Genomic DNA, 24,100 nt, shown 5'->3' on the forward strand with positions numbered 1-24,100 from the left:
CGGTATTTTTTTATCTGTATATTTAAAATTTATCCTAAGGCTACATCCAAAACCATCATGACGCTAAATCCTACTAATAAGGAAAGTGTAGCGATATCTTTGTTGCCGTTGGTTTGAGATTCGGGAATCAATTGCTCAACTACAACAAAGATCATTGCACCTGCTGCGAACGCTAAGGCATATGGTAAGATGGCTGTCATCGTAATAACTGCTACAGCACCAATTACTGCCGCTATCGGTTCTACGATGGCAGATAACTGACCAAGGTTAAATGCTCTCCAGCGACTGCTTCCAGCTGCTCGAATCGGCATAGATAATGCAGAACCTTCAGGGATATTTTGGATCCCAATACCTAAAGCTAATCCTAAAGCACTTAAAAAGGCATCTCCGTTAGCAGCTCCAGAAACAACTGCTCCAAACGCTACCCCGACAGCTAGGCCTTCAGGAATATTGTGGATCGTAACGGCTAAAAACAGCAGCAAGTTTTTGGATGCTTTAGTTTTAGGTCCTTCTCTGTTCTCTATCGGCTCATTAAAATGCAAATGGGGGATGACCACATCAATCAGTCTTAAAAATAGTCCACCTGCTAAAAAACCTACTACTGCTGGAACCCACGACCAAGTTCCATAGCCATTTTGTTCCGCATACGAAATAGATGGAGCTAGTAAAGACCAAAATGAAGCTGCAATCATTACACCAGCTGCAAAGCCGTTCATGATGTCTAAAAACTTGCGGTTAACTTCTTTGAATAAAAACACAAAAGATGCACCAAAAATAGTACAGCCCCAAGTGAACAAACCGGCTAAAAAAGCTTGTAATACAGGACTGAACGATTGAAAAGACTCAACCATATTCCTTTACTCCTCCTTGAATATAAATCATATAGTATAAAAAAATTTATACATTTTTTAAATCGAACCTCAAAATTAATTTTAGACTTGTCTAAAACTGATTTTAAACTTAGCACACTCTTTTTGCAAGCAAAACTGACCAAAAATGGATTTATCCTATAGATTTGAATCTAGAACTGGTTTCGTACGTTTAACATTTGAAAAGATAATTTTGCTGTTAGGAAGGGTTGGGAATTTTGTTAAATTGAATTCTAGATCTTGTTTAGGAACAGAAAAACTCAGCTGATTAACTAAAAAATCAAGACAAACGTTCATAACTTTGATCGTGATCCATTCTCCAGCACAGCGGTGTCCTCCTAAATGGTCTCCGCCACCCTGAGGGATGAAAGAAAAAGGGCTCTCTTTCCAATCGTTAAATCGATCAGGGAAGAATTGATCGGCATTCTCCCATATTTTAGGATCATGATTGGTACCATAAATGTCCAGAACAGTTAAAGTTTCTTTTTTGAAGGGATAACCATTCCAAGTAAAATCTTTTGTAGTTATAGCTGCCTGGAAAGGAAAGAAAGGATAAAAACGACGGACTTCTTGGACAAAATACTGATACTGTTTTGAACCTTTAGTAATTAATTTTTCAGCTTCATTTGGATATTGAATCAAGGCTTGAGCGGTAAAGGCAATATAAATAGCAACGGCTACAATAGGGCGGATGATGTTCAATACCTCAACTGCTGCGACATCTTCATCCATTAATTTTCCTATATCATCTCTATGCCAAGAAAAAACATAAAGTGTAGTATTCTCTTCGGGCTTTAGCTCGCCGTTGCGTACTTGCTGAACCAATTTTTTAATCCAGTTCTCTAATTTTTTTCTGGAATGAGTCCCCTGTAAATAGCTTGGACTGATAGAAGCTGTTTTTTCAAATAAGTTGGCTAGATTTCGAGTAGTATCTTTAACTTCTTCTTCCAACAACGGTACACCTGCCCATTCGCAAGCTGTGCGGCATAAAATTTCTTTTACTTCGTCATATAATACAATTTGATCCATAGACTCCCATTTTTTAGCTGATTGATACCAGTAATTTTCTAAAAGAGTCGTTAAGCGATCTAGCTCTTTGGGTGACATTAAAGACATGAACATTTTTTTGCGGTCTTCGTGTTTTTTCCCATCTAAAGATTGTACCCCATGCTGTCCAGTCAATACTTTCTGTACGGGCTTAGGCATGGCTTTATCTCGTTTGAATTTCGATGTGTCATAAAATAATTCCGCACCTGACTCTCCCCCAAGGCAATAAGCTTTTTGTCCAAGGATAGTCGTTTCAAAAACGTCTGTATCCATTTCTTCCCGGCGTTTCAAAAAATATGGATAACCTTCTTTTAAAACTTTCAATGAATGATCTAAGCCTGTTTCTTTTGGCATTTGCGTATGATGAGACATATAGATTCCTCCTTTGGTGATGACTATTCATTCATTATCGTATTTTTTTCGGGAAATAGAGTCAACCAAAGTGACTTTATAAAAAAGCAGCCGCTAAGTCTTCGATTTAGAGACTAGCGACTGTGGGAATATATGATTAGATTTGTTTTTCTTTTAATATTTGTTGTATAGTACTGGCTTTTTTTAAATCACAATTGATGATCAAGTGATCCCCAATATAGATTTTTGTTTCACCATGAGGAAGGATACGTTCATTTCCTCTATGCAAAGAAGAAATGATCATATCTTCAGGCCATTGAACGTCTTTTATTGCTTTTTTAGCTAAATGACTGTTGGCTTCAATAGGGTGAATGAAAGAATAGGGCTTATTGATACTAATAGAGTGATCGACAGGCAGCAATTTTTCGAGCAAGCTCTCATATATAGGCTTACTTCCCAAGAAATCTGCCGTGATATAAGCTGTTAAGGAAACTACAGCCAGCGGCATCAATTGGTTCAGTCCACCTACCATTTCGGTTACCAATAAAATAGCAGTTAAAGGTGCTTTCCCAATTGCCGTGAAATAACCAGCCATAGCAAATAAAATAAAATGTGTTAAATAGCGAGCGTCCATTTGAAAGTAATGAATCATTAACTGAGCAAATATTGTGCCTAAAATGGCGCCTAAAGATAGAATAGGCAAGAAAATACCTCCAGGAACACTTGCTCCGTAAGATACCATAGAGAAAACAAAACGCAAAATAAATAAAGCTATTAAAATAAAAAGAGACAAATTCCATTTAGGAAGCTGTACGATAAAGCCGCTCCCACCACCGATGATCGATGGTAAATAATAGCCGATAGGAATCAATAATAAAAGAGGAATGACTGAATTGAAATGTTTAGGGATAAAAGAAAATCGTTGATAAAACTTGGGTAGAATATCCAATAAAACTTTATTGTACAGCCATCCAGCTAAACCTAAAAAAATCCCTAAACAGGGTAAGTAAATATAATACTGTAACGGGAGAAAAGTTACTGCTCTAATATTTATCACAGGTGTTAAACCAAAAATAGTCAACGAAACGAAATTTGCTACAATAGCTGAAGTAAAAGTTGTTACAGCAACTAATGGAGAAAAATTATGGTGTACTTCTTCTAATACAAACATCAACCCTGCTACAGGTGCGTTAAAAGCGGCTGCCAAACCAGCTCCAGCTCCACTAGAGAGTAAGACCGTTTCTTCGGTTTCATCGCCTTTTGTCAATTTACTGGTACCTAAACCAACAGCAGCACCCAACTGAATAGATGGACCTTCTCTTCCAAGGAAAAGACCGGAACCAATAGCTATCAAACCGCCTATAAATTTTTTCCACAGGATAGACCACCATTGAACATGAATAACGCCTTGAACTTGACCTTCTACTTGAGGGATACCACTTCCTTTAATATTCGGTTCGCTTTTAACCAATAAACCAATGATTAGAGCTGCAAGAATAGAAACAACCGCCCAAGGGAGTAACCAAATAGGTTCTGAACGAAAAAGTGCATATAATTGAACAATACTTTCTAATATCTTTTCTACACCTAAACGAAACAAACTAACAACAATTCCAGTAAAGATACCTACTAAGATGCCTTTAGCGATATATCGAATTCGTCGGTCTTTAATAGTAAACAATGAGTGTTTCATTTTTCATCTTCTTTCTATAAAATAATGTTTCTTTTCTATGTTACTCTTTCTAAATTAAAAAATGATAAGAAAAAACGAAACTCCTGTTGTTAAAAAGAAGTTTCGTTTTTCAAGTTGGGATAAAATTTACTATTGATTGTGGTTGGATTCGTTAATCACTCGACTCATATCTCGAACGTTAAAAACAGCTTTGATAATGATGGCAACTACTGCGCCTAATAAAGCGCCAATCGGACCAAAAATCAGTACACAAACAATTGTGGAAAGGAAAGTATACAAAGGACGTACGCCGATTTGTTTTCCTGTAAGATAAGGTTCAGCAAATTGTCGAACCAAGAGTATAATAGCGTAAAGCAAACCTAACTTCCATGCTACATCTCCGTCACCCATCAGTGCTCGAATAATTGCCCAAGGCAGCATAATAATGCCGCTTCCCAATACAGGAATCATATCCACAATAGCAATTCCAAATGCTTTCATTCCCCACCATTCGATTCCAATCACTACAAAACCAATACACAACAAAATGAATGTCAGTAAGGAGAGTTTTAATTGAGCAATGATAAAGCCTTTGATGCCTTTACCAGTTGCGTAAATTACTTCTCTTAAATAATAAGCCCATTTTTCCATTTACAAAACCCTTTCTCCTTTAGTTAAGTAAAAATAGTATAACATGCTGAGCTGAAAACAGGGTCGGTCTAAGGACTGGACTATTCAATGTTTATAAATATTTCCTGGGAAATAATAGCTAGAAACAAGTAACTTAGTTGTGTTTATCGATATATTGGCAGGCTAATTGGAAAATAATCAATATTAAGATAATAGCAATCAGAAATGTCACAACATTACTACCGATATAGACTTCAAAAAGAATATAAGACACTCCTAGAATTATAGAAACACATGTAAGAAAAATGACTTCATTCATCTTTAGTTCTCCTTTTTATCTTTCTGGCGCAAATAGGTAAGAAGAGTGGCATTACGATAAACTAAGATATTATCTTCATCTGTGACTCGAAGTTTAATAGTCGAATTGATAGATGATTTACTTATGCCGGTTCTTTTTAAGCATGTTGCTTATGCTGCGCAATTGATTCTATTCCTACTACTTATCATACGGAAAGTATCGATCATTGACTATAAGCCATTAGTTGCCTTTTAGCACTTAATGGTTGCGCAGGTATAAACTAATAGGTGCTAGTTGTTTTGTTAACTAGAAAGTATACTAAAGAGTAGAAAGGAGGAGTTAAAGATTAGTTACGGCTAAGTTTTAACTATTCGAATAATAGTTGGAAAATAACAATAGCTATAGATTGTTTTTTCTGTAGATTTGATTAATAACTTGATGTTATTGCGGCTTTTTTTCATTTTACAAGCAAAATGAAAACCCTGTCACGAAAATGACAGGGTCGAATAAGGTAGTTTTATTAGTAGAAAGTTTGATTAAACTTTAAAAACGGAGGGATTTAGTTGAAAAAAATACTTTTTCTTTTAGGTTGTATATCTTTTTTTAGTTTTATCATTACACCAAAGGTTTATGCTGGAGAGGAATTTTCTTTACCAGATAATAGTGTAGTTTATGATATAGATCAAGGTGGTTCGCAACAATTTGAAGTTGAAGATGATTTGGGACGGCCCTACATTATTACAATTGAAGAAGAGACTCAACTCTTAATGATGGCCAGCAGCGTCAAGAATGGTACATACAAAATCACAAAAGAAAGACCCTTACAGTGGAAAGCTAGCTACAAAATCGATGTGAGCAGTAATAAAATTACCAGAGCGCACTCCGCGTCAGCAACAGCTATAACTGGAAGTTTTAAAAGTACTTCATTAAGAGTAGACAGTCCTACACAAGCCACTTATTATTTGAAAAGAACATTACTGCTTGTAGAGTCTTCAATAAATTTGAGAGCCAAATTATCTAATGGGAATATTGTCGTCACTTATTAACTGTTACTCCCCAATGTATTCAACGGTTGTTGTTCCCCAACCTAAATAGTCGCCTAAAGCGCTATAGACAACAAATGAATTAACGAGTAAACAACAAACGCATGCTAAGTACACCAACTTATAGAGTGTGTTTGTTTTTTTGTTGCGCTTAATAAGGACCGGAGCCACCAGAAAGCCTATAGGGGCGATCAGGCAACCTATAAAAGCGAGAATAAGAAGCATAAGTCCCTCATCTTTTTCAGAGTTTCCGCGGATGAAATCCAGCTTTTGGAAGTTCTCTTCAATTTTGACTTCATTTTCTGCTATTCGTTTTTTAAATTCTTGATTCTCTTTCAGTAGTTCATCAATAGAAACTTCATAATAGGTACTGAGTTTTACTAAATTATCTAAGTCAGGATAACTATTGCCATTTTCCCATTTAGAAATCGATTGTCTTGAAATATGTAAAAAATCCGCCACGTCACCTTGAGAGTAGCCTTTACTCACTCTGCTCTCTTTTAATCTTTCTCCTAACGCCATGTGTTTTCCTCCTTATTACCTGTTGCTCATATCATACCTAAAGTCTTCAATTTTGACTATCATTTCTTAGTTGCATGTTAGCACGCAATGGTTGCTAAGATGTAAACTATGGTGTGCTTTTATTTACAGCTTAATTGAGGCATAATTAAAAATGAGAGTATTCTAATATAATCAAAGAGCTGCAAAATAGTTGAATAAGTTAGAGGTGAAAATATGTTTGATAAGTATAAAGAATTCACAGAAAAACACCCGTATAAACACGTCATACTTCTAATGACAACTTCGAGTTTTATTGGAATTTTAATCGAATACGTAGTAAATAAAGACTTTATTGGTACAGCGTTATACGGAACTATAGGACTGACTTTGATTGAGCTTTTTAGAACCAAAAGAAACAAAAGACGCTAGAATAATTGATTTCTATCAAATGGATATTTACTCTTTATTATTTTTAAGGTATACTATTGATTGTTCAGTAAATAACAAAAGGTTCCTTAGCTCAGTTGGGAGAGCACTACCTCGACAAGGTAGGGGTCGCTGGTTCGAGCCCAGTAGGGACCATAACGATAAAACGGTAACGGATTTTTCTTTAAAAATCGTTGCCGTTTTTTTAATCCTTTGAAGTGTGAATAGTAGTATATTTTAATACGGAAAATAATGGAAGGGCTTACATTGAAAAAGATTCTTTTAGGAGTAATAGTTATTTTGGTGTATTAGTGTTGTTAGCTGCATGTAGTTCATCAACTGTAGGTGTCAGCGAAGTTGAAAAAGTACCTGATGAAGTACAAGCTGTTAGTGATTCGGATAAAAGATTGCAATTGATTTATTCAGAAGAGGATATGTATTATATCGTATTTCATTTCACTGGTGCAGTAGAAGCTGTGGCAGCAACGATTGATACTGAGACTAGTGGAGACACTATAAATGTAGATTTTCAAGTCACTCCTGAACAGGATGGCGAGATGAGCGAGTACGTATATAAGCTCATCTTAGATCGGGAACACGAATACATTAATATTCAAATAAATGGAAAAACCGTTTATTTTGATGAATCAGTAGTTTAAATGATAGTGATTTTGGTTTCAACCCACAGTGGATTGCTTTTTGTACTTAAACATTCTTGCCTCATTGCTTAACAGAGATTATTCAATAATCATTTCCTGTAGTAAACAAAGCAATAAAACAACTCTTATGACAGTTCTTTTATAAGGAGATTTGCCATGAACAGAAAATATCTATTCAAAGGATTGTTTTTAGTCGTATTGGTTCTCGGCACGGTTAATTATGTTTTCAATACATCTAGCTCTGAAGTAACGATCAGCTCATTGTTTATTCTTATTGCAGCAGTGATCTATGTGCGTGATGAAGTATCTTTATCTACTAACGATTCAGACAACAGAAATAAATATCAAAAGTGGATAGACCGACTTTTTGTCGCCATTTTTATTGTTATTTCAATCGACACAGTTATTTCATTTCTGATTTATGGTATTTCTTAATTTGGAACAGTTTAATTCTTCCGGCTGAGTTTCTTGAAAATACTTTCGATTATCCATATCCCCAAAAGTATCAAAGGTAATGTTTTTACTACGTATTCAATACTTCTTTTTGGAATATTGGTATAGATAGCCCAATAAAAGACGACTAATACCCAAGTAAACGTCACGGTGTATTTAAAAAAGTTAAATTTCATTATTATGCTCCTCTAAATAATTTATCTATTCTTCTATTATGACATATGAAAGGAAACAATGATGAAAAAGTATCAGCTGTTTTTAGCATGGATGTTTATTTTACTAGCTGTCGTCATATTGATTAGTTTGCCTGAATTAGTGTATCCTACTATCAGTGAGGATGGAGTAGATACTCACCAGTATTTACTAGAAGTGATTCTGCACATAGTAAGATACGTTATTCTATCTATTTTCTCGTTTATTTTAGGAATAAAACTGTTACATAAAGATTAATTGACAATTTTTGGTGCCCAAAACACGCCCTCCGTTTATCCTAGTGGAAGGCGTGTTTTTCTATTTGAACAGTATGTTATTTGACCACTAAAGCCATATCGCCATTACGCACATACTCGAATTTTTTCATTGCAAATGAAATAAAGAATGTTACAGCAAATGGGATCACAACGCCAGCTATCATATAGTTCAGGAAGCTGGTCAAACCTTGATTACCCAGTACAGTAATCGGTGCGATGAAGGAACAGAACCCTAGTCCACCTAATGCACTTGCGGTCGTAAAGCCAAGTGCTGAAGTCGCTATCGGTGCGGCAACTGCACAAGCAATAGTGGGAGCTACTAGAATCATAGGGTTTTTGATGATATTCGGCAATTGTACTTTTGGCGTACAAACAAATTGTGCTAAAAATCCTCCTAGGTCATTTTCGCGTAAAGAAACAAAAGAGAAAGCAACATACATACTAGTCGTTCCAATCAGCATTGCTGCACTGGATACTGGGTCTAAGTTCAGTGCAATAGCGATGGCGGCTGAAGAGGCAGGCGACATCAAAACAAGTCCTCCAACGACAGCAATAACAGCTGATCCAATAATAGGGTAGCCAGCAACTGAAGCAGAAATGAAACTGCTAAAAGCATTTAATAAGGGCGAAATCACAAAGTTCAAATAATATCCGCTTAAGCCGCCGACTAAAACGGCTGCCAAAGGAATAGCCATCATGTCTAACGGTGTTTTTCCAGAAATACGTTTCCCAACAAATGTAGCAATGGTTGCGGCGATCAAACAGCCAATTGGTTCTCCTGAAGCAATCGAAACGACGCCTTCTGCAGTTGTCTGCACAGCACCAGCCCCCACAGTTCCTGCCGCCATAGCACTGAAGACTGTCAGTGTATTCCCGCCAAGCATGATAGCAATACCGGCACCAATAGCGGGAGCCATCAGCATTTTAGTAGCTGTTCCAATAATCACCAATACAGAGAGACCTGTCATATTGCCGATTGTTTCTAACAGTAAGCCGATTCCGATAGTGACAAAAATAGCATTTGCTATTCCTGAAGATGCTTTGTACATACGATCAACTAAATATTTTTTCATACTTATTGCCCTCCGTTTTTCAGTGATTTTACAGTCGTTTTTATTACTTAGCGGGAAACAAAAAAAGAAGCAAGCCCTAAATCATAAGGGCTTGCTTCATTACTAAAGCTGAGCCCGTGGAACGCGAACAAGGACTCAACTAAATGAATAGTTCGAATCCCAGCTAAAGTAATAAAATAATAATGACTAAAAAAGAAAGGCTGAAAAATTCAGCAGAACGCATGTGTAGTGTAAATGTTCCTGTTTTCATTCTCAACCTCTCCTTTTCGTCAGTATTTTTTTGACCGTGAAGATAGTGTAACTGCATATTATGAGAAAGTCAAATCGTTTATTCATTTAATTTTAATCTTTCTCATGATTGAATTAACACACTAAATGTTCTTTATCTTTTAGCAAAAAAATCTTCCAAAAGCATTGAAGTTCAAAGGAATTTGTTATACAGTTAAACAAGTAGCCCGTGAAACAAATTGTGTTTCACGATTGGAAAACAAGGAGTTGGAATGATGAATCCAGAAGAGTTTAGAAAAGCCCTTCAAGAAAAAGGGATTCCACTGACGGATAAAAAAATGGAGCAGTTCGAGCAATATTTAGAGCTGTTGCAAGAGTGGAACGAAAAAATCAACTTAACCGCCATTACGCAACGTGAAGAAGTCTATTTAAAACATTTTTATGATTCGATAACTGCTGGATTGTATGTGGATTTTACTAAAGGGGTCCAAAGCCTGTGTGATGTAGGTGCTGGTGCTGGATTTCCAAGCATCCCCCTAAAAATTGCTTTTCCAGAATTAGAAGTTACGATTGTTGATTCCTTGAATAAACGGATTCAGTTTTTAACTTTACTCGTTGATACATTGGGGTTAGAAAATGTTCATTTATACCATGACCGTGCAGAGACATTTGGTCAAAATAAGAAATTTAGAGAAACATTCGATTACGTGACAGCAAGAGCTGTAGCGAGAATGAGTGTGTTGTCAGAATTGTGTTTACCTTTAGTTAAAAAAGGCGGAACGTTCATTGCTATGAAAGCTGCAAGCAGCAAAGAAGAGATGAAAGACAGCAAAAAAGCGATTGCTACTTTGGGCGGTAAATTTAAAGAAGAATTTTCTTTCGAATTGCCTAACGAAGCTGGAGAGCGACATATCTTGTTGATCGACAAGAAAAAAGAGACTCCGAACAAGTATCCGAGAAAACCTGGTACGCCGAATAAAAATCCTTTGTAATTTTCCAATATAAGTAAAGTTGGCAGCTTTTGAACAAGGATTGTCATTTTAAGATGGCAGCTATGTTTTAAGAAGTGCATTTGTTATAATAAAGCAGTTAGGTATATGGAGTATATAGAGTAGAAATTAAGGGGAGTTCAGCGGATTATGGCTTTGTCTGATTTGTTTGGTTCAGGAAAATCAAAAAAGAAAACAGAGAAAATTGAAGAACTATTTGCTGAAGAGCTGAATGATTCTTCAAAAGTTCAACAAATTCCGATAAATACGATTCACCCAAATCAGTTTCAACCCAGAAAAATATTTAATGATGAAAAATTACAAGAGCTTTCGCAGACAATAGAACAGCATGGATTGATCCAGCCTATTATATTGCGCAAATCAAGCGAAGATCAGTATGAGATTATTGCGGGTGAACGTCGCTTTCGGGCAGTACAGTTATTAGGATGGCAAGAGGTATCTGCTATCGTAACAGAGATGACAGATAAAGAAACAGCTTCTGTAGCATTGATTGAGAATTTGCAAAGAGAAGAATTGACAGCGATTGAAGAAGCTCAAGCGTATCGTGATTTGATGGAAATGAATGAATTCACACAAGACACTTTGGCAAAAAGAATCGGAAAAAGTCAATCTTTTGTAGCCAATAAGCTTCGGTTGTTGAAATTATCCGAACCGGTGAAAACAGCTTTGTTGAAAAAAGAGATCACCGAACGTCATGGGCGCAGTTTACTGGCGCTTGACGAGGAGAAACAAGCAGCCTATCTAGACCGTGTTATAGAAGAAAAGTTAACGGTCAAAGAGCTGGAGCAGCTGGTCAAAAAAGAAGCGGCTGGAAACGAACTGCCTAAGAAACCTAAACGTAAAAGTGTTTCTAAGGATCTTCGTTTAGCAGTGAATACGATCAAAAAAACGATCTCTTTGGTGCAAGAAACAGGCATGGAGATCAAAGCAACGGAAGAGCATCTTGAAGATGTCTATCGGATAACGATTGAGATTCCTAAAGAAAAAAGAGAATAAAGAGCGACAAATGAAGAATCATTTGGAAGAAATGCGTAAAAAGAGAGATGCGCATAGTGTATCTCTCTTTTAGTATAGGAATGCTTTATCGAGTTTATAATATGGGGGAAATGAAATGGCGCGAGTGATATCAGTAGCAAATCAAAAAGGCGGCGTTGGGAAAACAACTACCACTGTTAATTTAGGAGCTGCTTTGGCGCATCAAGGGAAAAAAATATTATTGATTGACATTGATGCTCAAGGGAATGCGACAAGTGGTTTAGGAGTACGCAAGGCAGATGTTGAAAAAGATATATATGACGTTTTAGTCAATGAAACGCCAGTTGAGGAAGTGGTATTACCTTCCTCAAGAGAAAACTTATGGGTTGTTCCTGCAACGATTCAATTAGCTGGAGCAGAGATCGAGTTGACGACTCAAATGGCTCGAGAGTCGCGATTGAAGAGTGCTCTACGCGACTTGCAAGATGATTACGATTATATTTTGATCGATTGCCCTCCTTCATTAGGACATTTGACGATCAATGCGTTTACAGCTAGCGATTCAATACTTATCCCAGTGCAATGCGAATACTATGCCCTAGAAGGTCTTAGCCAATTGTTGAATACTGTCCGTTTAGTTCAAAAACACTTCAACCCAGATTTGCGTATCGAAGGTGTATTGCTGACGATGTTAGACGCTCGTACGAATCTAGGGTACGAAGTAGTGGACGAAGTGAAAAAATATTTCCGCGAAAAAGTATATAAAACGATCATTCCGCGCAATATCCGATTATCAGAAGCGCCAAGTCATGGGTTATCTATCATCGATTATGATCCACGTTCCAGAGGTGCAGAAGTGTATGTTGAACTAGCAAAGGAAGTGTTATCCGTTGGTGAATAAAAACAGTAAAGGTCTTGGCCGTGGAATTGATGCATTGTTCAGTGAATTTGCAGAATTTGATAAAGTAGATAAAAATGATGAGCGCGTACAAGATATTCCATTATATGAGATCCGTCCGAACCCTTACCAACCAAGACGCACTTTTGATGAAGAAGCGCTGAATGAATTGGCAGCTTCTATCCGACAATCCGGTGTCTTCCAACCCATTATTTTGAGAGCATCTTCTGTCAAAGGGTATGAGATCATTGCGGGAGAACGCCGATTCAGAGCGTCCAAGATTGCTGGTAAAGAGACCGTTCCTGCTATTGTAAGAGAATTCGATGAAGAAACGATGATGCAAGTTGCCGTTTTAGAGAATTTGCAGAGAGAAGACCTGTCTCCACTAGAGGAAGCTGAAGCATACAATATGTTGATGAAGAATCTAAAATTGACTCAAGAAGAAGTAGCTCAACGCTTAGGCAAAAGTCGTCCCTATATCGCTAACTACTTGAGATTATTGGGCTTGCCTGAAGAAGTGAAGAAAATGCTTCAGACAAACGAAATTTCAATGGGACAAGCACGTACACTGTTAGGCTTGAAAGACAAAAAGCAAATCATAAAAGTGGCTAAAAAAGTGATCAAAGAGAATTTGACGGTTCGTCAAATAGAACAGTTAGTCTCTCAAATGAATGAAGCAAAACCTAAACAACCAAGCAAAGAGCCTGTAAAGAAACCTTATTACATTCGTGAAAGCGAAGAACGATTAATGGATAAATTTGGGACAAATGTTATCATCAATGAGAAGAAAAACAAAGGTAAGATTGAAATTGAATATCTTTCTCCAGAAGATTTAACAAGAATTTTAGATATTCTTGAAATTCAGTTTGATGAGGAATAAGTCGATTCTGACATGATAAAGAAATTTATGAATGGAAGTGGCTTTGATGTATGATTTAAACGATATTGTAGAAATGAAAAAACCGCATCCGTGCGGCGAAAACCGCTGGCAAATTATTCGAATGGGAATGGATATTCGTATCAAATGCACCAAATGTGGCCACATGGTCATGATGCCCAGAAGAGATTTTGAACGCAAAATGAAAAAAGTTCTCGAAACTGCCGAGAAAAATGATGTAAGCAGTGAATCTTAATTAAAGAAAGCGAGCAGATAGTATGGCATTAACAGCAGGAATTGTAGGGTTGCCTAACGTTGGTAAATCGACGTTATTTAACGCAATCACAAAAGCAGGAGCAGAAGCAGCGAACTACCCGTTTGCTACGATCGACCCTAACGTAGGAGTTGTAGAAGTTCCGGATTACCGTTTAAACCGTTTAGCTGAATTGGTTGACCCTAAACGTGTGGTTCCAACGACATTTGAGTTTACAGATATCGCCGGAATCGTTAAAGGAGCAAGTAAAGGTGAAGGTTTAGGAAATAAATTTTTAGCGAACATCCGTGAAGTGGATGCGATTTGCCAAGTTGTGCGTTGTTTTGATGACGATAATATTACTCACGTAAGCGGCAAAGTAGATCCAATTGATGATATCGAAACAATCAACTTGGAATTGGTGTTGGCTGACCTAGAGTCTGTTGACAAGCGTTACAAACGTATTGCCAAATTAGCGAAAACAAAAGATAAAGAGGCTATTGCTGAATTAGCTGTCTTAGATAAAATCAAACCCGTTTTAGAAGCAGGGAAATCAGCTCGTTCAGTAGAGTTCACTGATGATGAATTGCCGATTGTTAAAGGGTTGTTCTTATTGACTACTAAACCTGTTTTATATGTAGCGAACGTTTCTGAAGATGATATCACTAACGCAGATGATAACGAGTATGTAAAATTAGTTCGTGAATATGCAGCTAAAGAAAATGCAGAAGTCATCACTATTTGTGCACGTGCGGAAGAAGAAATTGCTGAATTGGATGACGACGAAAAAGCTATGTTCTTAGAAGACTTGGGAATTGAAGAAGCAGGATTAGACAAATTGATTCGTGCAGCTTACGATTTACTTGGTTTAGGAACTTACTTTACAGCTGGTGTTCAAGAAGTGCGCGCATGGACTTTTAAAAAAGGAATGAAAGCACCTCAAGCAGCTGGAGTTATCCATACTGACTTTGAACGTGGATTCATTCGTGCTGAAACGATTGCTTATAAAGATTTTGACGAACTAGGCAGTGAGAAAGCAGCTAAAGAAGCAGGTAAAATGCGTTCTGAAGGAAAAGAATATGTTGTTCAAGACGGCGACGTTATGCTTTTCAGATTCAACGTGTAGATTAATTAGGGGGCTTTAGATCGGTGAAAAAGAATGATGAAAAGAAATTAAACACTGAACAGCAACAAATGGATAATCTAGTAGCATTAAAAGAAGAAAACGACACGCTGTTTTCTCAACTAACAAACAAAAATGAAGAATACATGGTCAAATTAGACAAACGATTAACAGAAGCGAATTACCCAGATGATGAGAAAACAAGAGTCTTCAACGATATGTTGAAAGAAATCGTTTCTCAACAATCTGCAGGTGTAACGGCTCGTAAATTATACGGAACTGTTACTGAGAGATCGGTTGAAATCGTAGAAGGACCGCAACAAGAAACTGAAGGGCAAGTACAACGTTCTGAAAATTGGAAACTGTATGTAGATGGAGCCTTGATGTTAGGTGGAATGTTTGCACTGATCACCGGATTATCTGCTTTGTTTGGAAATGAAAGCAACACTACAGGTATGGGGATCATTACATTATTGTTAAACTTCATCGTAGGTGGGTTTGTTATTCTGGCAATCACTAAAAATGCACCCGTTCAAGGCGTTAAAGGAAGCTTATTGCGTTATATCTTAGTTTCTGTAGTCGCTATGTTCGGATGGATCATTGTAATGACAGGATCAATGGCGATCATACCACAGTCCCTCAACCCACTAATGCCGCCAGCTGTCAACCTAGTAATAGGTGCCGCAGCATTCGCAGGAAAATGGTACTTCAAACGCAAATACAAAGTAAAAGGAACATTATTTTAAAAGAGCGTGGAGTGAGGCGCTTAGCTCATCGTACATTTCACCGTTTAAACAGTTTGGGTCCTTTCCAAACAGTCTAAACGGTGAAATGGTAGTATGAGCTGCCGAATGCAACGCGTTTAAAAGAGCGCGAAAAAAGCGTTAAGCTTACCGTGCAAAACCTAGCTGCATTTCTGAATTTCAGAAATGCAGCTTTTTTTGTGCTGTAATAGATCTAGCTGATTAGTAATAGATTAAAATTAATGTATTTTTATGAAAGAAATCAGAAAACACCTTGACCCCAGTTGGTTAAGGTGGTAGGTTAGATAGTAAAAAATCTGACAAAAGTTCAGTGGATTTGAGAAGGAGTGCTTGATAAAAATGTCTAACTGGGATACAAAATTCGCGAAAAAAGGATTCACTTTTGATGATGTTTTACTAATGCCTGCAGAAAGCCATGTTTTGCCTAATGAAGTAGATTTGAGTGTACAATTGACGGACAAAATCAAATTGAACATACCGATCATGAGTGCAAGTATGGATACTGTAACAGATTCTCGAATGGCTATTGCTATGGCTCGTCAAGGCGGGTTGGGTGTTATTCATAAAAACATGAGTATTGAAGCTCAAGCTGATGAAGTTCGTAAAGTTAAACGTTCAGAAAGCGGAGTTATCATAGATCCATTTTATTTAACTCCAGATCATCTGGTGTCTGATGCGGAAGCTTTGATGTCCCGTTACCGTATTAGTGGTGTCCCAATTGTAAATACTTTAGAAGATCGCGTATTAGTCGGTATTTTAACAAACCGTGATTTGCGTTTCATTTCTGATTACACGCAAAAAATCGATGCCGTTATGACTAAAGAACATTTAGTAACTGCTCCAGAAGGAACTTCTCTAAAAGAAGCTGAACACTTATTACAACAACACAAGATTGAAAAATTACCATTAGTGGATGCAGAAGGTCGATTGAGCGGATTGATCACCATCAAAGATATTGAAAAAGTAATCCAATTCCCTGATGCTGCTAAAGATGAACATGGACGTTTACTAGCAGCTGCGGCTGTTGGTGTAACAAGTGATACATTTGAACGTGCTCAAGCATTGATTGATGCAGGCGTAGATGCCATCATTATCGACACAGCTCACGGTCACAGTGCTGGCGTTATCCGCAAAATCAAAGAAATTCGTGAAGAGTTTCAAGATGTTGCGATCATCGCTGGGAACGTTGCTACCGGAGAAGGTACTCGTGCTTTATTTGAAGTAGGAGTAGATGTTGTCAAAGTAGGGATCGGACCAGGTTCTATCTGTACGACTCGTGTAGTAGCTGGTGTGGGTGTTCCTCAAATCACAGCTATCTACGATTCTGCTGCAGTGGCTCGTGAGTATGGAAAAGCGATTATCGCTGATGGCGGAATCAAATACTCTGGAGATATTGTAAAAGCGTTAGCTGCTGGAGGACATGTCGTTATGTTAGGCGGAATGTTGGCTGGAACGGATGAGTCTCCAGGAGAATTTGAAATTTTCCAAGGTCGTCGTTTCAAAACTTACCGTGGTATGGGCAGTTTAGGAGCTATGAAAGCTGGTTCTAGCGACCGTTACTTCCAAAAATCGACTAATGAAGCAAACAAAATGGTTCCCGAAGGTATCGAAGGACGCGTAGCTTACAAAGGAAGCGTTCAAGACATTATTTTCCAAATGCTTGGCGGAATTCGTTCAGGTATGGGGTATGTTGGAGCTGCTAACTTGAAAGAATTGCGTGATGACGCTCAATTTGTCCAAATGAGTGGAGCTGGATTACGCGAATCTCACCCGCACGACGTCCAAATCACAAAAGAATCACCAAACTACTCAATTCAATAAAAAAGAGCGTGGAGCAAAACGATTTGCTTCTCGGATGTAAGAAGAAAGCGACCGGTTAGGTGTGTTTCCTAACAAGTCGCTTTCAGCTTACAGACGCAGAAGCAGTTTTGCGCAACGCGTCTAAAAAGAGCGCGGAGCAAGCCGTTTAGATTCTCGTAGAGTTCATCTCACCTTTTAATTGGGGGTTTTTCCCAAGTAAAAAGGGAGTGAAATCATAGAGAATCTGGCTTAGGAAGCGCGTCTGAAGTAAAGAGGAAAGACTGTCTCAAAAGAGGCAGTCTTTTTATTATGCAGAAAACCAGTAAACTTAAACATTATTTTACTTTTCCTAGGGTTCTTTTTTGTTATGATTAGGATAACTATATAGGTAGGGGAAGAGGGATCGGTATGAAAGTATTAGTCATTGATGATGACAAAGAGATCGTAGAACTTTTGGGCATTTATATCCAAAACGAAGGCTACGAACTGGAAAAAGCGTATAACGGAAAAGAAGCGTTGAGCAAATTGAATACTCAAGAGATTGATTTGGTAGTGCTGGATGTGATGATGCCGGAGATGAACGGATATGAAATCATCCAAGAGATTCGCAAAGATTCGCAACTGCCGATTTTAATGTTGAGTGCGCGGTCAACGGATGTTGATAAGATTAAAGGGCTGATAACAGGAGCGGATGATTATGTAGTAAAACCGTTCAATCCACTTGAAGTTATGGCTCGTATCAAATCTTTATTGCGCAGAAGTACGTATACAGCCGTACCTGAGCAGCCGAACAAATTAGAGATCGGACCGTTGATCATTGAAAAAGATTCACATGAAGTGACAACACTTACAGGTACACGCATCGTTTTAACGGTATTGGAATTTGGGATTCTTTATTTATTAGCGAGCCATCCAAATCGTGTGTTTAGTGCAGAAGAAATCTTTGAACGTGTGTGGCAGCAAGAGAGTATTGTATCTGCCAAAACGGTCATGGTTCATGTCAGCCATTTGCGCGATAAAATCGAAGAAGCTACAGGCGGCGAAAAAGTGATCCAAACCGTATGGGGAGTAGGCTATAAAATCGAAGACCGGTAATGAGCGAAAGATGGAATGAATGTCCAGTTTCTACTATATGTAAGGGAGTTTTTTCTTAGTGAATCTATCTAGAAGAGAAAAAGGTAAAATGATACTAGAAGCTTTTATCACTATTGGTCTCATGCTGTTGTCGTATTATGCGGTCCATATGATTTTGAAACGCGTCGTACTTATTTTTCCTGAGTCTTTTAAATCGATTTGGGGAATTGGTGATGTGATCGTCAATATTGAAGGTAATCAAGTATTCACATCTACACCACCTTTTCTCATATTGGTGCTGATTTTGACAGGAGCTGTGACGTATTGGCGTTTGAAGAGACGTTACCGGCAGTATCAGTTGACGCATATCATCAATGAATTGCATTATATCGCAGAAGGGCATTATGAACACCGTATTTCACACGATTACAGAGGCGATATGTCTCGAGTTGTTGATAGTATTCATGTGTTGGTTGACAGTACAGTGAGAGCTATGGAAGAAGAGCGGATGATCGAACAATCGAAGGACGAGCTGATCACAAATGTGAGCCATGACATCAGAACCCCTTTGACTTCAATCATAGGGTATTTAGGGCTGATAGAAGAAGGCAGATACCACAATCAAGAAGAGTTGTTGAAATACACAAAAACGGCTTACCAAAAAGCAAAACAAATGAAAGTGCTGGTAGATGATTTATTTGAATATACTAGAGTACGCCAAAAAACAACACCTTTGAACTTGGTTTATTTTGACATGATCCAAATGCTGGAACAAATTGCTGCGGATTTCGAGCTGGAAGCTAGTAAACAAGAGATGACAATAGAAGTGGTTTCTGCGTTGCCTAGTTTATATATGGAAGCAGATACGGAAAAATTAGTGCGGGTCTTTAATAACTTGCTGTCAAATGCGTTGAAGTATGGAAAAGATGGGAAACAGATTTTGATTGAAGTTGAAAAAACCGATGAAGAAGCCATTATCAATGTGAAAAACGATGGCCCTGAAATCTCGCCCAAGGCCTTAAATCATCTATTTGATCGTTTTTACAGAGCGGATGAATCAAGATCTCAAGAAACAGGTGGTACGGGACTAGGGTTGGCTATCGCTCAAAGTATTATCCAACTGCACAAAGGAGATATCAGTGCGCGTTCTCAGAGTGGCTGGACAAGTTTTATTATTCGATTGCCATTGAATGAGATATAAGTGAAACAGAAGAATGTTTCACGTGAATCAATTTCAAAAAAAGTGTGAATATAAAACAACCGTCTTTGTTCATATAGAAGAAAGAGGGTTGTTTTTTTATAGCGTGTTCGTTAATATAGAAAAAGTGAGATTTACTTAGTAAATGAATAAAATTGACAAATAACTTAAAAAGAAAATAGACATATTTGAGGAGAACATACATCGATGAAAACATTAAAAAAATTTGGAGCAATATTTGCTGCAACAATATTACTAGGAACAGCTGCACCAACTTTCCAAATAGCGGGAACTGAAATTGGTACGAGTACAGAAGTTTCTGCAGCTACAAAAGCACCTGAGATCAAAGCTGGAGCTGCATTTGCTATTGAACCTACAACAGGGAAAGTATTATTGAATCAAAATGGCGATACACCCCTAGGGATAGCATCGATGACTAAAATGATCGTAGAATACATTTTATTTGAATCAATCGAGAGCGGTAAAATCAGCTGGGATCAACAAGTTTCCATCAGTGACTATGCATTTAAAATCAGTCACGATACAAGATTATCTAATGTACATTTGAGACCAGATGAAACTTATTCAATTGAAGAATTGTACCAAGCTTTAGCAATCTATTCAGCAAATGGCGCGACTATAGCTATCGCAGAAGCTATTGCAGGTACTGAACCGGCATTTGTAGACATGATGAAAGTGCAACTGGACGAATGGGGTATTACAGATTACAAATTGTATAACTCAACAGGTCTGAACAATAGTGATTTACAAGGAAATGTGTATCCAGGAAGTTCTGATACAGATGAAAACATCATGACTGCAAGAGGAATTGCAGAAGTAGCGATGCATTTGGTAAATGATTATCCAGAAGTATTGGAAACAACCAGCATACCAAAAATGACGTTTAGAGAAGGCACGGATGATGCTATCGATATGTCTAACTGGAACTGGATGTTAGAAGGATTGTTATTTGAACGTGAAAACGTTGATGGTTTGAAAACAGGGACAACAGATTTTGCTGGTGCTTCTATTGCAGGAACAGCAGTAGAAAATGATATGCGTATCATTACAGTTGTCATGAATGCAGAAAATGGCGAAGAAGACAAAGGTTCTCGCTTTAAAGAAACAGACAAGATCATGGATTGGGTTTTTGCGAACTGGGAATTTTTAGATGTTTATAAAAAAGGCGATGTTGTAACGGAAGCTGGAAAAACAGCAGTAGCTAAAGGTAAAGATGACGCGATTGAGGTTGCTGCGGGATCAGATGTATCCATCGTTGTCCCTCAAGGAACAGATGCTGAACAAGTAACTGCTGCATACCAAGCAGATCCTGACTTGTTAAATGAAGGAAATGAACTGACAGCACCGTTCAAAAAAGGACAAGAGATCGGTCAAGTTCAAGTGAACGTAGAAGGCGATGAGTTAGGTTACATTGATGGCAATGAAGGTAAACAAGTTGCTGCAACAACTACAGAAGAAGTCAAAAAAGCGAATGTTTTTGTTCTTGCTGGACGTTGGGTAGGAAACTTCTTCACCGATCTTTACGCTAATATTTTTGGCTAGAACTTCTCACCAGTAGAGTTTGTATTGACTTATATAAATGAGTTGGTTAAAATAAACTCAATTAAAAGAATACAACGAACGTTAGTAGTATGAGCTAGTAAAGAAAAGTTAATTCTTTAGAGAGTCAGTGGCTGGTGGAAGCTGATGGTTAATTTTCTTGAATCCGTCATACGAAGTAGATAATGAACCTTAATAGTTTCTTCTATTAAGTATTAAATTATTTCGGCTCCAGACCGTTATCTGAAGTAGAGAGTAACTGTAACAAGTTAAATCTGGGTGGTACCGCGAACGTGAAGTCCAATTCGTCCCTATAACAGGGAAGGATTGGGCTTTTTTTATTTGTAAGAGTTACTAGAGGAGGAATAAGGTATGTTGGATAATAAAGAATTGAGAACTAATTTTGACGTTATTGCAAAGAAATTAGCTGCACGTGGAGTAAAAGAAGAGGAATTGAATCATTATGTCGACTTAGACAGTAAGCGTAGAGATCTAATAGTAGAAACAGAAAAAGCAAAGAGCTACCGTAATGAAGTATCAGATGCTATTGCTTCTTTAAAACGCAATAAAGAAAATGCAGATGAAAAAATCCTTGAAATGCGTGAATTAGGCGGCAAAATCAAAACCTTAGATCAAGAACTTTCTTCTATAGAAGAAGAAATCGAAAACATCGCTACTAGATTACCTAACTTACCACACGACTCAGTACCAGTCGGCGCGGACGAAGAAGAGAATGTTGAAGTGCGCAAATGGGGAGAGCCACAAGCATTCGACTTCGAACCAAAACCACACTGGGAGATCGGAGAAGATTTAGGCATACTTGATTTTGAACGTGGAGCTAAAGTATCCGGAAGCCGCTTCTTATACTATAAAGGGTTAGGTGCTCGTTTAGAACGTGCCGTATACAACTTCATGTTGGACATGCACATTTACGATCATGGATATACAGAAATGATGACACCTTATATGGTAAACAGCAAAGCGATGTTTGGAACAGGCCAATTCCCTAAATTTAAAGAAGACGTCTTTCAAATGGAAGATAGTGATTTGACATTGATTCCGACTGCGGAAGTTCCCTTAACGAATTATTATCAAGATGAAATCATTGATGAAAAAGAATTGCCTGTATACTTCACAGCGCTAAGTCCATCATTTAGATCAGAAGCGGGAAGTGCTGGACGTGATACTAGAGGATTGATTCGATTGCATCAATTCAATAAGGTAGAAATGGTGAAATTCAGTAAGCCTGAAGAATCATACGAAGAATTGGAAAAAATGACGGCTAACGCAGAAGACGTATTGAAGAAACTAAATCTTCCATATCGTGTATTAGCTTTATGTACAGGAGACATGGGCTTCTCTGCTGCTAAAACGTATGACTTGGAAGTTTGGATTCCAGCTCAAGACACCTATAGAGAGATCTCTTCATGTTCAAACACTGAAGCTTTCCAAGCTAGAAGAGCTAAGATCCGCTACCGTAATGAAGAAACTGGGAAATTGGAGTACGTTCATACATTGAATGGTTCTGGTTTAGCAGTTGGCCGTACAGTAGCAGCCATTTTAGAAAACTACCAACAAGCAGATGGTTCAGTAAAAGTTCCAGATGCATTAGTTTCTTATATGGGTGGAGTAACTGAGATACGTTAACAACATAGGTAAGAAGATGAAAGGAAAGCTGACTCGGCTTTCCTTTTTTTGATCGTAATTTTTTAAATAGAGAGCTAGACGTGATATACTATTGAATACTAATGAGATAAGGAAGGTATATATATGAGACAAACAAATTTAAAAAAAGCGACATTTGCTGGCGGATGTTTTTGGTGCATGGTAAAACCTTTTGACTCTCTACCAGGTATAGAGTCTGTAGTATCTGGTTATACAGGCGGACATGTAAAGAACCCAACTTACGAACAAGTTACTACAGGAACTACAGGACACACTGAAGCGGTTCAAATAACTTACGATCCAGAATTATTTGATTATGCAGAGTTGGTCGAGATCTATTGGAGACAAACAGATCCCACTGATGCAGCCGGACAGTTTGCAGATAGAGGAGATTCCTATCGTCCAGTAATCTTTTACCATGACGAAGAACAAAAAGAAATAGCAGAAGCTTCAAAGGAAGCTTTACAAAATAGTGGAAAGTTTAATGCTCCTATTGTTACTTCAATAGAACCTGCTGAACCATTTTATGAAGCAGAAGACTACCATCAAGACTTTTATAAGAAGAATAGTGCCCATTATAATAGATATAGTCATGGATCAGGTAGAGCAGGATTTATTCAACAAACTTGGGGAAATGAATAATAAGTTCTTATATTAATAAATATTCATTTTTCACCTACCTGTACCATTTTGTTTAACTGAAAGAAATCGTTCGGCAAACGAGGGGGATTCCCCTCGTTTTTTAGCGGTAAAAATAAAATAGTTCAGGTTTATAAAAGTTTTGGATTTATTTCGAAAAAACAGTTGACGAAACTCAGGAATGTTGGTATATTAATAAACGTTGCAGGGGACAAACAAAACGTTCACGAGCAACGAAAAATTAATTTTAAAAAGTTGTTGACATCGAGTTGATAACCTGATATTATTAAGTAGTTGTCAAAACGACAATGAAACACGAAATTAGACCTTTGAAAACTAAACAAAGTAAGACGAACCAAACGTGTAAGGAGTTTCGGCAAGTGCCGAAACAACAACATTAGTGAATAATTATTCGCTAGCAATCAATTAATGAGCTTCAAGCATCATTAAGCAGTCACCTTCGGGTGACGACTTTATATGAGAGTTTGATCCTGGCTCAGGACGAACGCTGGCGGCGTGCCTAATACATGCAAGTCGAACGCTT

The 24,100-nt window shown here is 37.7% G+C and carries 25 protein-coding genes, 1 tRNA gene, 1 rRNA gene and 1 other annotated feature; of the genes, 20 read left to right on the top strand and 7 right to left on the bottom strand.

Annotated features, from left to right (window positions below; translation table 11 throughout):
* Positions 1 to 29: 29 nt before the first annotated feature.
* From BM137_RS06930 to BM137_RS06945, 4 genes are all read right to left on the bottom strand, one after another.
* Entirely contained in the window at positions 30 to 851 is an 822-nt protein-coding gene (locus BM137_RS06930; RefSeq protein WP_092480437.1) for a ZIP family metal transporter, read from the bottom strand.
* 156 nt (positions 852 to 1,007) lie between these two features.
* Positions 1,008 to 2,288, bottom strand: a complete 1,281-nt coding sequence (cypC, locus tag BM137_RS06935; protein WP_092480438.1) for a CYP152 family fatty-acid peroxygenase CypC — start codon at positions 2,286 to 2,288, stop codon at positions 1,008 to 1,010.
* A 136-nt stretch (positions 2,289 to 2,424) separates the two neighbouring features.
* Positions 2,425 to 3,960: a ClC family H(+)/Cl(-) exchange transporter gene (locus BM137_RS06940; protein ID WP_092480439.1), complete on the bottom strand. Its 1,536-nt coding sequence runs from the start codon at positions 3,958 to 3,960 to the stop codon at positions 2,425 to 2,427.
* 129 nt (positions 3,961 to 4,089) lie between these two features.
* The gene (locus BM137_RS06945; protein WP_092480440.1) at positions 4,090 to 4,590 is read right to left on the bottom strand and encodes an AI-2E family transporter; all 501 of its coding nucleotides are present in this window, start codon (positions 4,588 to 4,590) and stop codon (positions 4,090 to 4,092) included.
* Between the two features lie 840 nt (positions 4,591 to 5,430).
* Between BM137_RS06945 and BM137_RS06950 the strand changes: the two genes are divergently transcribed.
* Positions 5,431 to 5,913 (top strand): DUF5626 family protein, encoded by a 483-nt coding sequence (locus tag BM137_RS06950; protein WP_092480441.1) that lies wholly within the window; start codon positions 5,431 to 5,433, stop codon positions 5,911 to 5,913.
* A 3-nt stretch (positions 5,914 to 5,916) separates the two neighbouring features.
* On the opposite strand, the gene BM137_RS06955 is transcribed toward BM137_RS06950, so the two are convergent.
* Complete coding sequence (locus BM137_RS06955) at positions 5,917 to 6,432, bottom strand: helix-turn-helix domain-containing protein (protein ID WP_092480442.1); 516 nt, start codon at positions 6,430 to 6,432, stop codon at positions 5,917 to 5,919.
* 213 nt (positions 6,433 to 6,645) lie between these two features.
* On the opposite strand from BM137_RS06955, the gene BM137_RS06960 reads away from it, so the two are divergent.
* The 4 genes from BM137_RS06960 to BM137_RS06975 all read left to right on the top strand — a co-directional run bounded on the left by BM137_RS06960 (position 6,646) and on the right by BM137_RS06975 (position 7,931).
* The gene (locus BM137_RS06960) at positions 6,646 to 6,840 is read left to right on the top strand and encodes a hypothetical protein (RefSeq protein ID WP_092480443.1); all 195 of its coding nucleotides are present in this window, start codon (positions 6,646 to 6,648) and stop codon (positions 6,838 to 6,840) included.
* Between the two features lie 80 nt (positions 6,841 to 6,920).
* A tRNA-Val gene (locus BM137_RS06965) sits at positions 6,921 to 6,993 on the top strand.
* A gap of 158 nt (positions 6,994 to 7,151) precedes the next feature.
* Positions 7,152 to 7,496 carry a hypothetical protein gene (locus BM137_RS06970; RefSeq protein WP_143084246.1) on the top strand — a complete coding sequence of 115 codons (345 nt, stop codon included), beginning with the start codon at positions 7,152 to 7,154 and terminating at the stop codon, positions 7,494 to 7,496.
* 156 nt (positions 7,497 to 7,652) lie between these two features.
* Entirely contained in the window at positions 7,653 to 7,931 is a 279-nt protein-coding gene (locus tag BM137_RS06975; protein ID WP_092480445.1) for a hypothetical protein, read from the top strand.
* An 11-nt stretch (positions 7,932 to 7,942) separates the two neighbouring features.
* Here BM137_RS06975 and BM137_RS11315 read toward each other — a convergent pair whose 3' ends face one another.
* On the bottom strand, positions 7,943 to 8,125 hold the full coding sequence (locus BM137_RS11315; protein WP_092480446.1) for a hypothetical protein: 183 nt from the start codon (positions 8,123 to 8,125) through the stop codon (positions 7,943 to 7,945).
* A 61-nt stretch (positions 8,126 to 8,186) separates the two neighbouring features.
* On the opposite strand from BM137_RS11315, the gene BM137_RS06985 reads away from it, so the two are divergent.
* Positions 8,187 to 8,399 carry a hypothetical protein gene (locus tag BM137_RS06985; protein ID WP_092480447.1) on the top strand — a complete coding sequence of 71 codons (213 nt, stop codon included), beginning with the start codon at positions 8,187 to 8,189 and terminating at the stop codon, positions 8,397 to 8,399.
* A gap of 76 nt (positions 8,400 to 8,475) precedes the next feature.
* On the opposite strand, the gene BM137_RS06990 is transcribed toward BM137_RS06985, so the two are convergent.
* A complete protein-coding gene (locus BM137_RS06990; RefSeq protein WP_092480448.1) occupies positions 8,476 to 9,492 on the bottom strand; it encodes a PTS sugar transporter subunit IIC in 1,017 nt (338 codons plus the stop codon).
* Between the two features lie 503 nt (positions 9,493 to 9,995).
* Between BM137_RS06990 and rsmG the strand changes: the two genes are divergently transcribed.
* The 14 genes from rsmG to BM137_RS07060 form a co-directional block, all read left to right on the top strand.
* On the top strand, positions 9,996 to 10,712 hold the full coding sequence (gene rsmG, locus BM137_RS06995; protein WP_092480449.1) for a 16S rRNA (guanine(527)-N(7))-methyltransferase RsmG: 717 nt from the start codon (positions 9,996 to 9,998) through the stop codon (positions 10,710 to 10,712).
* Positions 10,713 to 10,859: 147 nt separating this feature from the next.
* Complete coding sequence (noc, locus tag BM137_RS07000; RefSeq protein WP_092480450.1) at positions 10,860 to 11,726, top strand: nucleoid occlusion protein; 867 nt, start codon at positions 10,860 to 10,862, stop codon at positions 11,724 to 11,726.
* A 115-nt stretch (positions 11,727 to 11,841) separates the two neighbouring features.
* Positions 11,842 to 12,606, top strand: a complete 765-nt coding sequence (locus BM137_RS07005; protein ID WP_092480451.1) for a ParA family protein — start codon at positions 11,842 to 11,844, stop codon at positions 12,604 to 12,606.
* Positions 12,599 to 13,483: a ParB/RepB/Spo0J family partition protein gene (locus tag BM137_RS07010; RefSeq protein WP_177192524.1), complete on the top strand. Its 885-nt coding sequence runs from the start codon at positions 12,599 to 12,601 to the stop codon at positions 13,481 to 13,483. Before BM137_RS07005 ends, BM137_RS07010 begins: the two co-directional genes overlap by 8 nt.
* 46 nt (positions 13,484 to 13,529) lie before the next feature.
* Complete coding sequence (locus BM137_RS07015; protein WP_092480473.1) at positions 13,530 to 13,736, top strand: DUF951 domain-containing protein; 207 nt, start codon at positions 13,530 to 13,532, stop codon at positions 13,734 to 13,736.
* A gap of 22 nt (positions 13,737 to 13,758) precedes the next feature.
* Positions 13,759 to 14,859 (top strand): redox-regulated ATPase YchF, encoded by a 1,101-nt coding sequence (gene ychF, locus BM137_RS07020; protein WP_092480453.1) that lies wholly within the window; start codon positions 13,759 to 13,761, stop codon positions 14,857 to 14,859.
* Positions 14,860 to 14,882: 23 nt separating this feature from the next.
* A complete protein-coding gene (locus tag BM137_RS07025; protein WP_230524089.1) occupies positions 14,883 to 15,602 on the top strand; it encodes a DUF1129 domain-containing protein in 720 nt (239 codons plus the stop codon).
* A 357-nt stretch (positions 15,603 to 15,959) separates the two neighbouring features.
* Positions 15,960 to 17,441: an IMP dehydrogenase gene (guaB, locus tag BM137_RS07030; protein WP_092480454.1), complete on the top strand. Its 1,482-nt coding sequence runs from the start codon at positions 15,960 to 15,962 to the stop codon at positions 17,439 to 17,441.
* A gap of 387 nt (positions 17,442 to 17,828) precedes the next feature.
* Positions 17,829 to 18,515, top strand: coding sequence for a response regulator transcription factor (locus BM137_RS07035; RefSeq protein WP_092480455.1), 687 nt, complete (start codon positions 17,829 to 17,831; stop codon positions 18,513 to 18,515).
* Between the two features lie 58 nt (positions 18,516 to 18,573).
* The gene (locus BM137_RS07040; RefSeq protein WP_244887662.1) at positions 18,574 to 19,695 is read left to right on the top strand and encodes a sensor histidine kinase; all 1,122 of its coding nucleotides are present in this window, start codon (positions 18,574 to 18,576) and stop codon (positions 19,693 to 19,695) included.
* A 204-nt stretch (positions 19,696 to 19,899) separates the two neighbouring features.
* A complete protein-coding gene (locus BM137_RS07045; protein ID WP_092480457.1) occupies positions 19,900 to 21,255 on the top strand; it encodes a serine hydrolase in 1,356 nt (451 codons plus the stop codon).
* 74 nt (positions 21,256 to 21,329) lie between these two features.
* Positions 21,330 to 21,568, top strand: a binding site (T-box leader).
* A gap of 56 nt (positions 21,569 to 21,624) precedes the next feature.
* Complete coding sequence (serS, locus tag BM137_RS07050) at positions 21,625 to 22,899, top strand: serine--tRNA ligase (RefSeq protein WP_092480458.1); 1,275 nt, start codon at positions 21,625 to 21,627, stop codon at positions 22,897 to 22,899.
* A gap of 123 nt (positions 22,900 to 23,022) precedes the next feature.
* The gene (gene msrA / locus BM137_RS07055) at positions 23,023 to 23,559 is read left to right on the top strand and encodes a peptide-methionine (S)-S-oxide reductase MsrA (RefSeq protein ID WP_092480459.1); all 537 of its coding nucleotides are present in this window, start codon (positions 23,023 to 23,025) and stop codon (positions 23,557 to 23,559) included.
* Positions 23,560 to 24,029: 470 nt separating this feature from the next.
* Positions 24,030 to 24,100 (top strand): 16S ribosomal RNA (locus BM137_RS07060); the annotation flags it as partial.

This window comes from Desemzia incerta (genome assembly GCF_900115825.1).
Classification (GTDB): Bacteria; Bacillota; Bacilli; order Lactobacillales; family Carnobacteriaceae; genus Desemzia; species Desemzia incerta.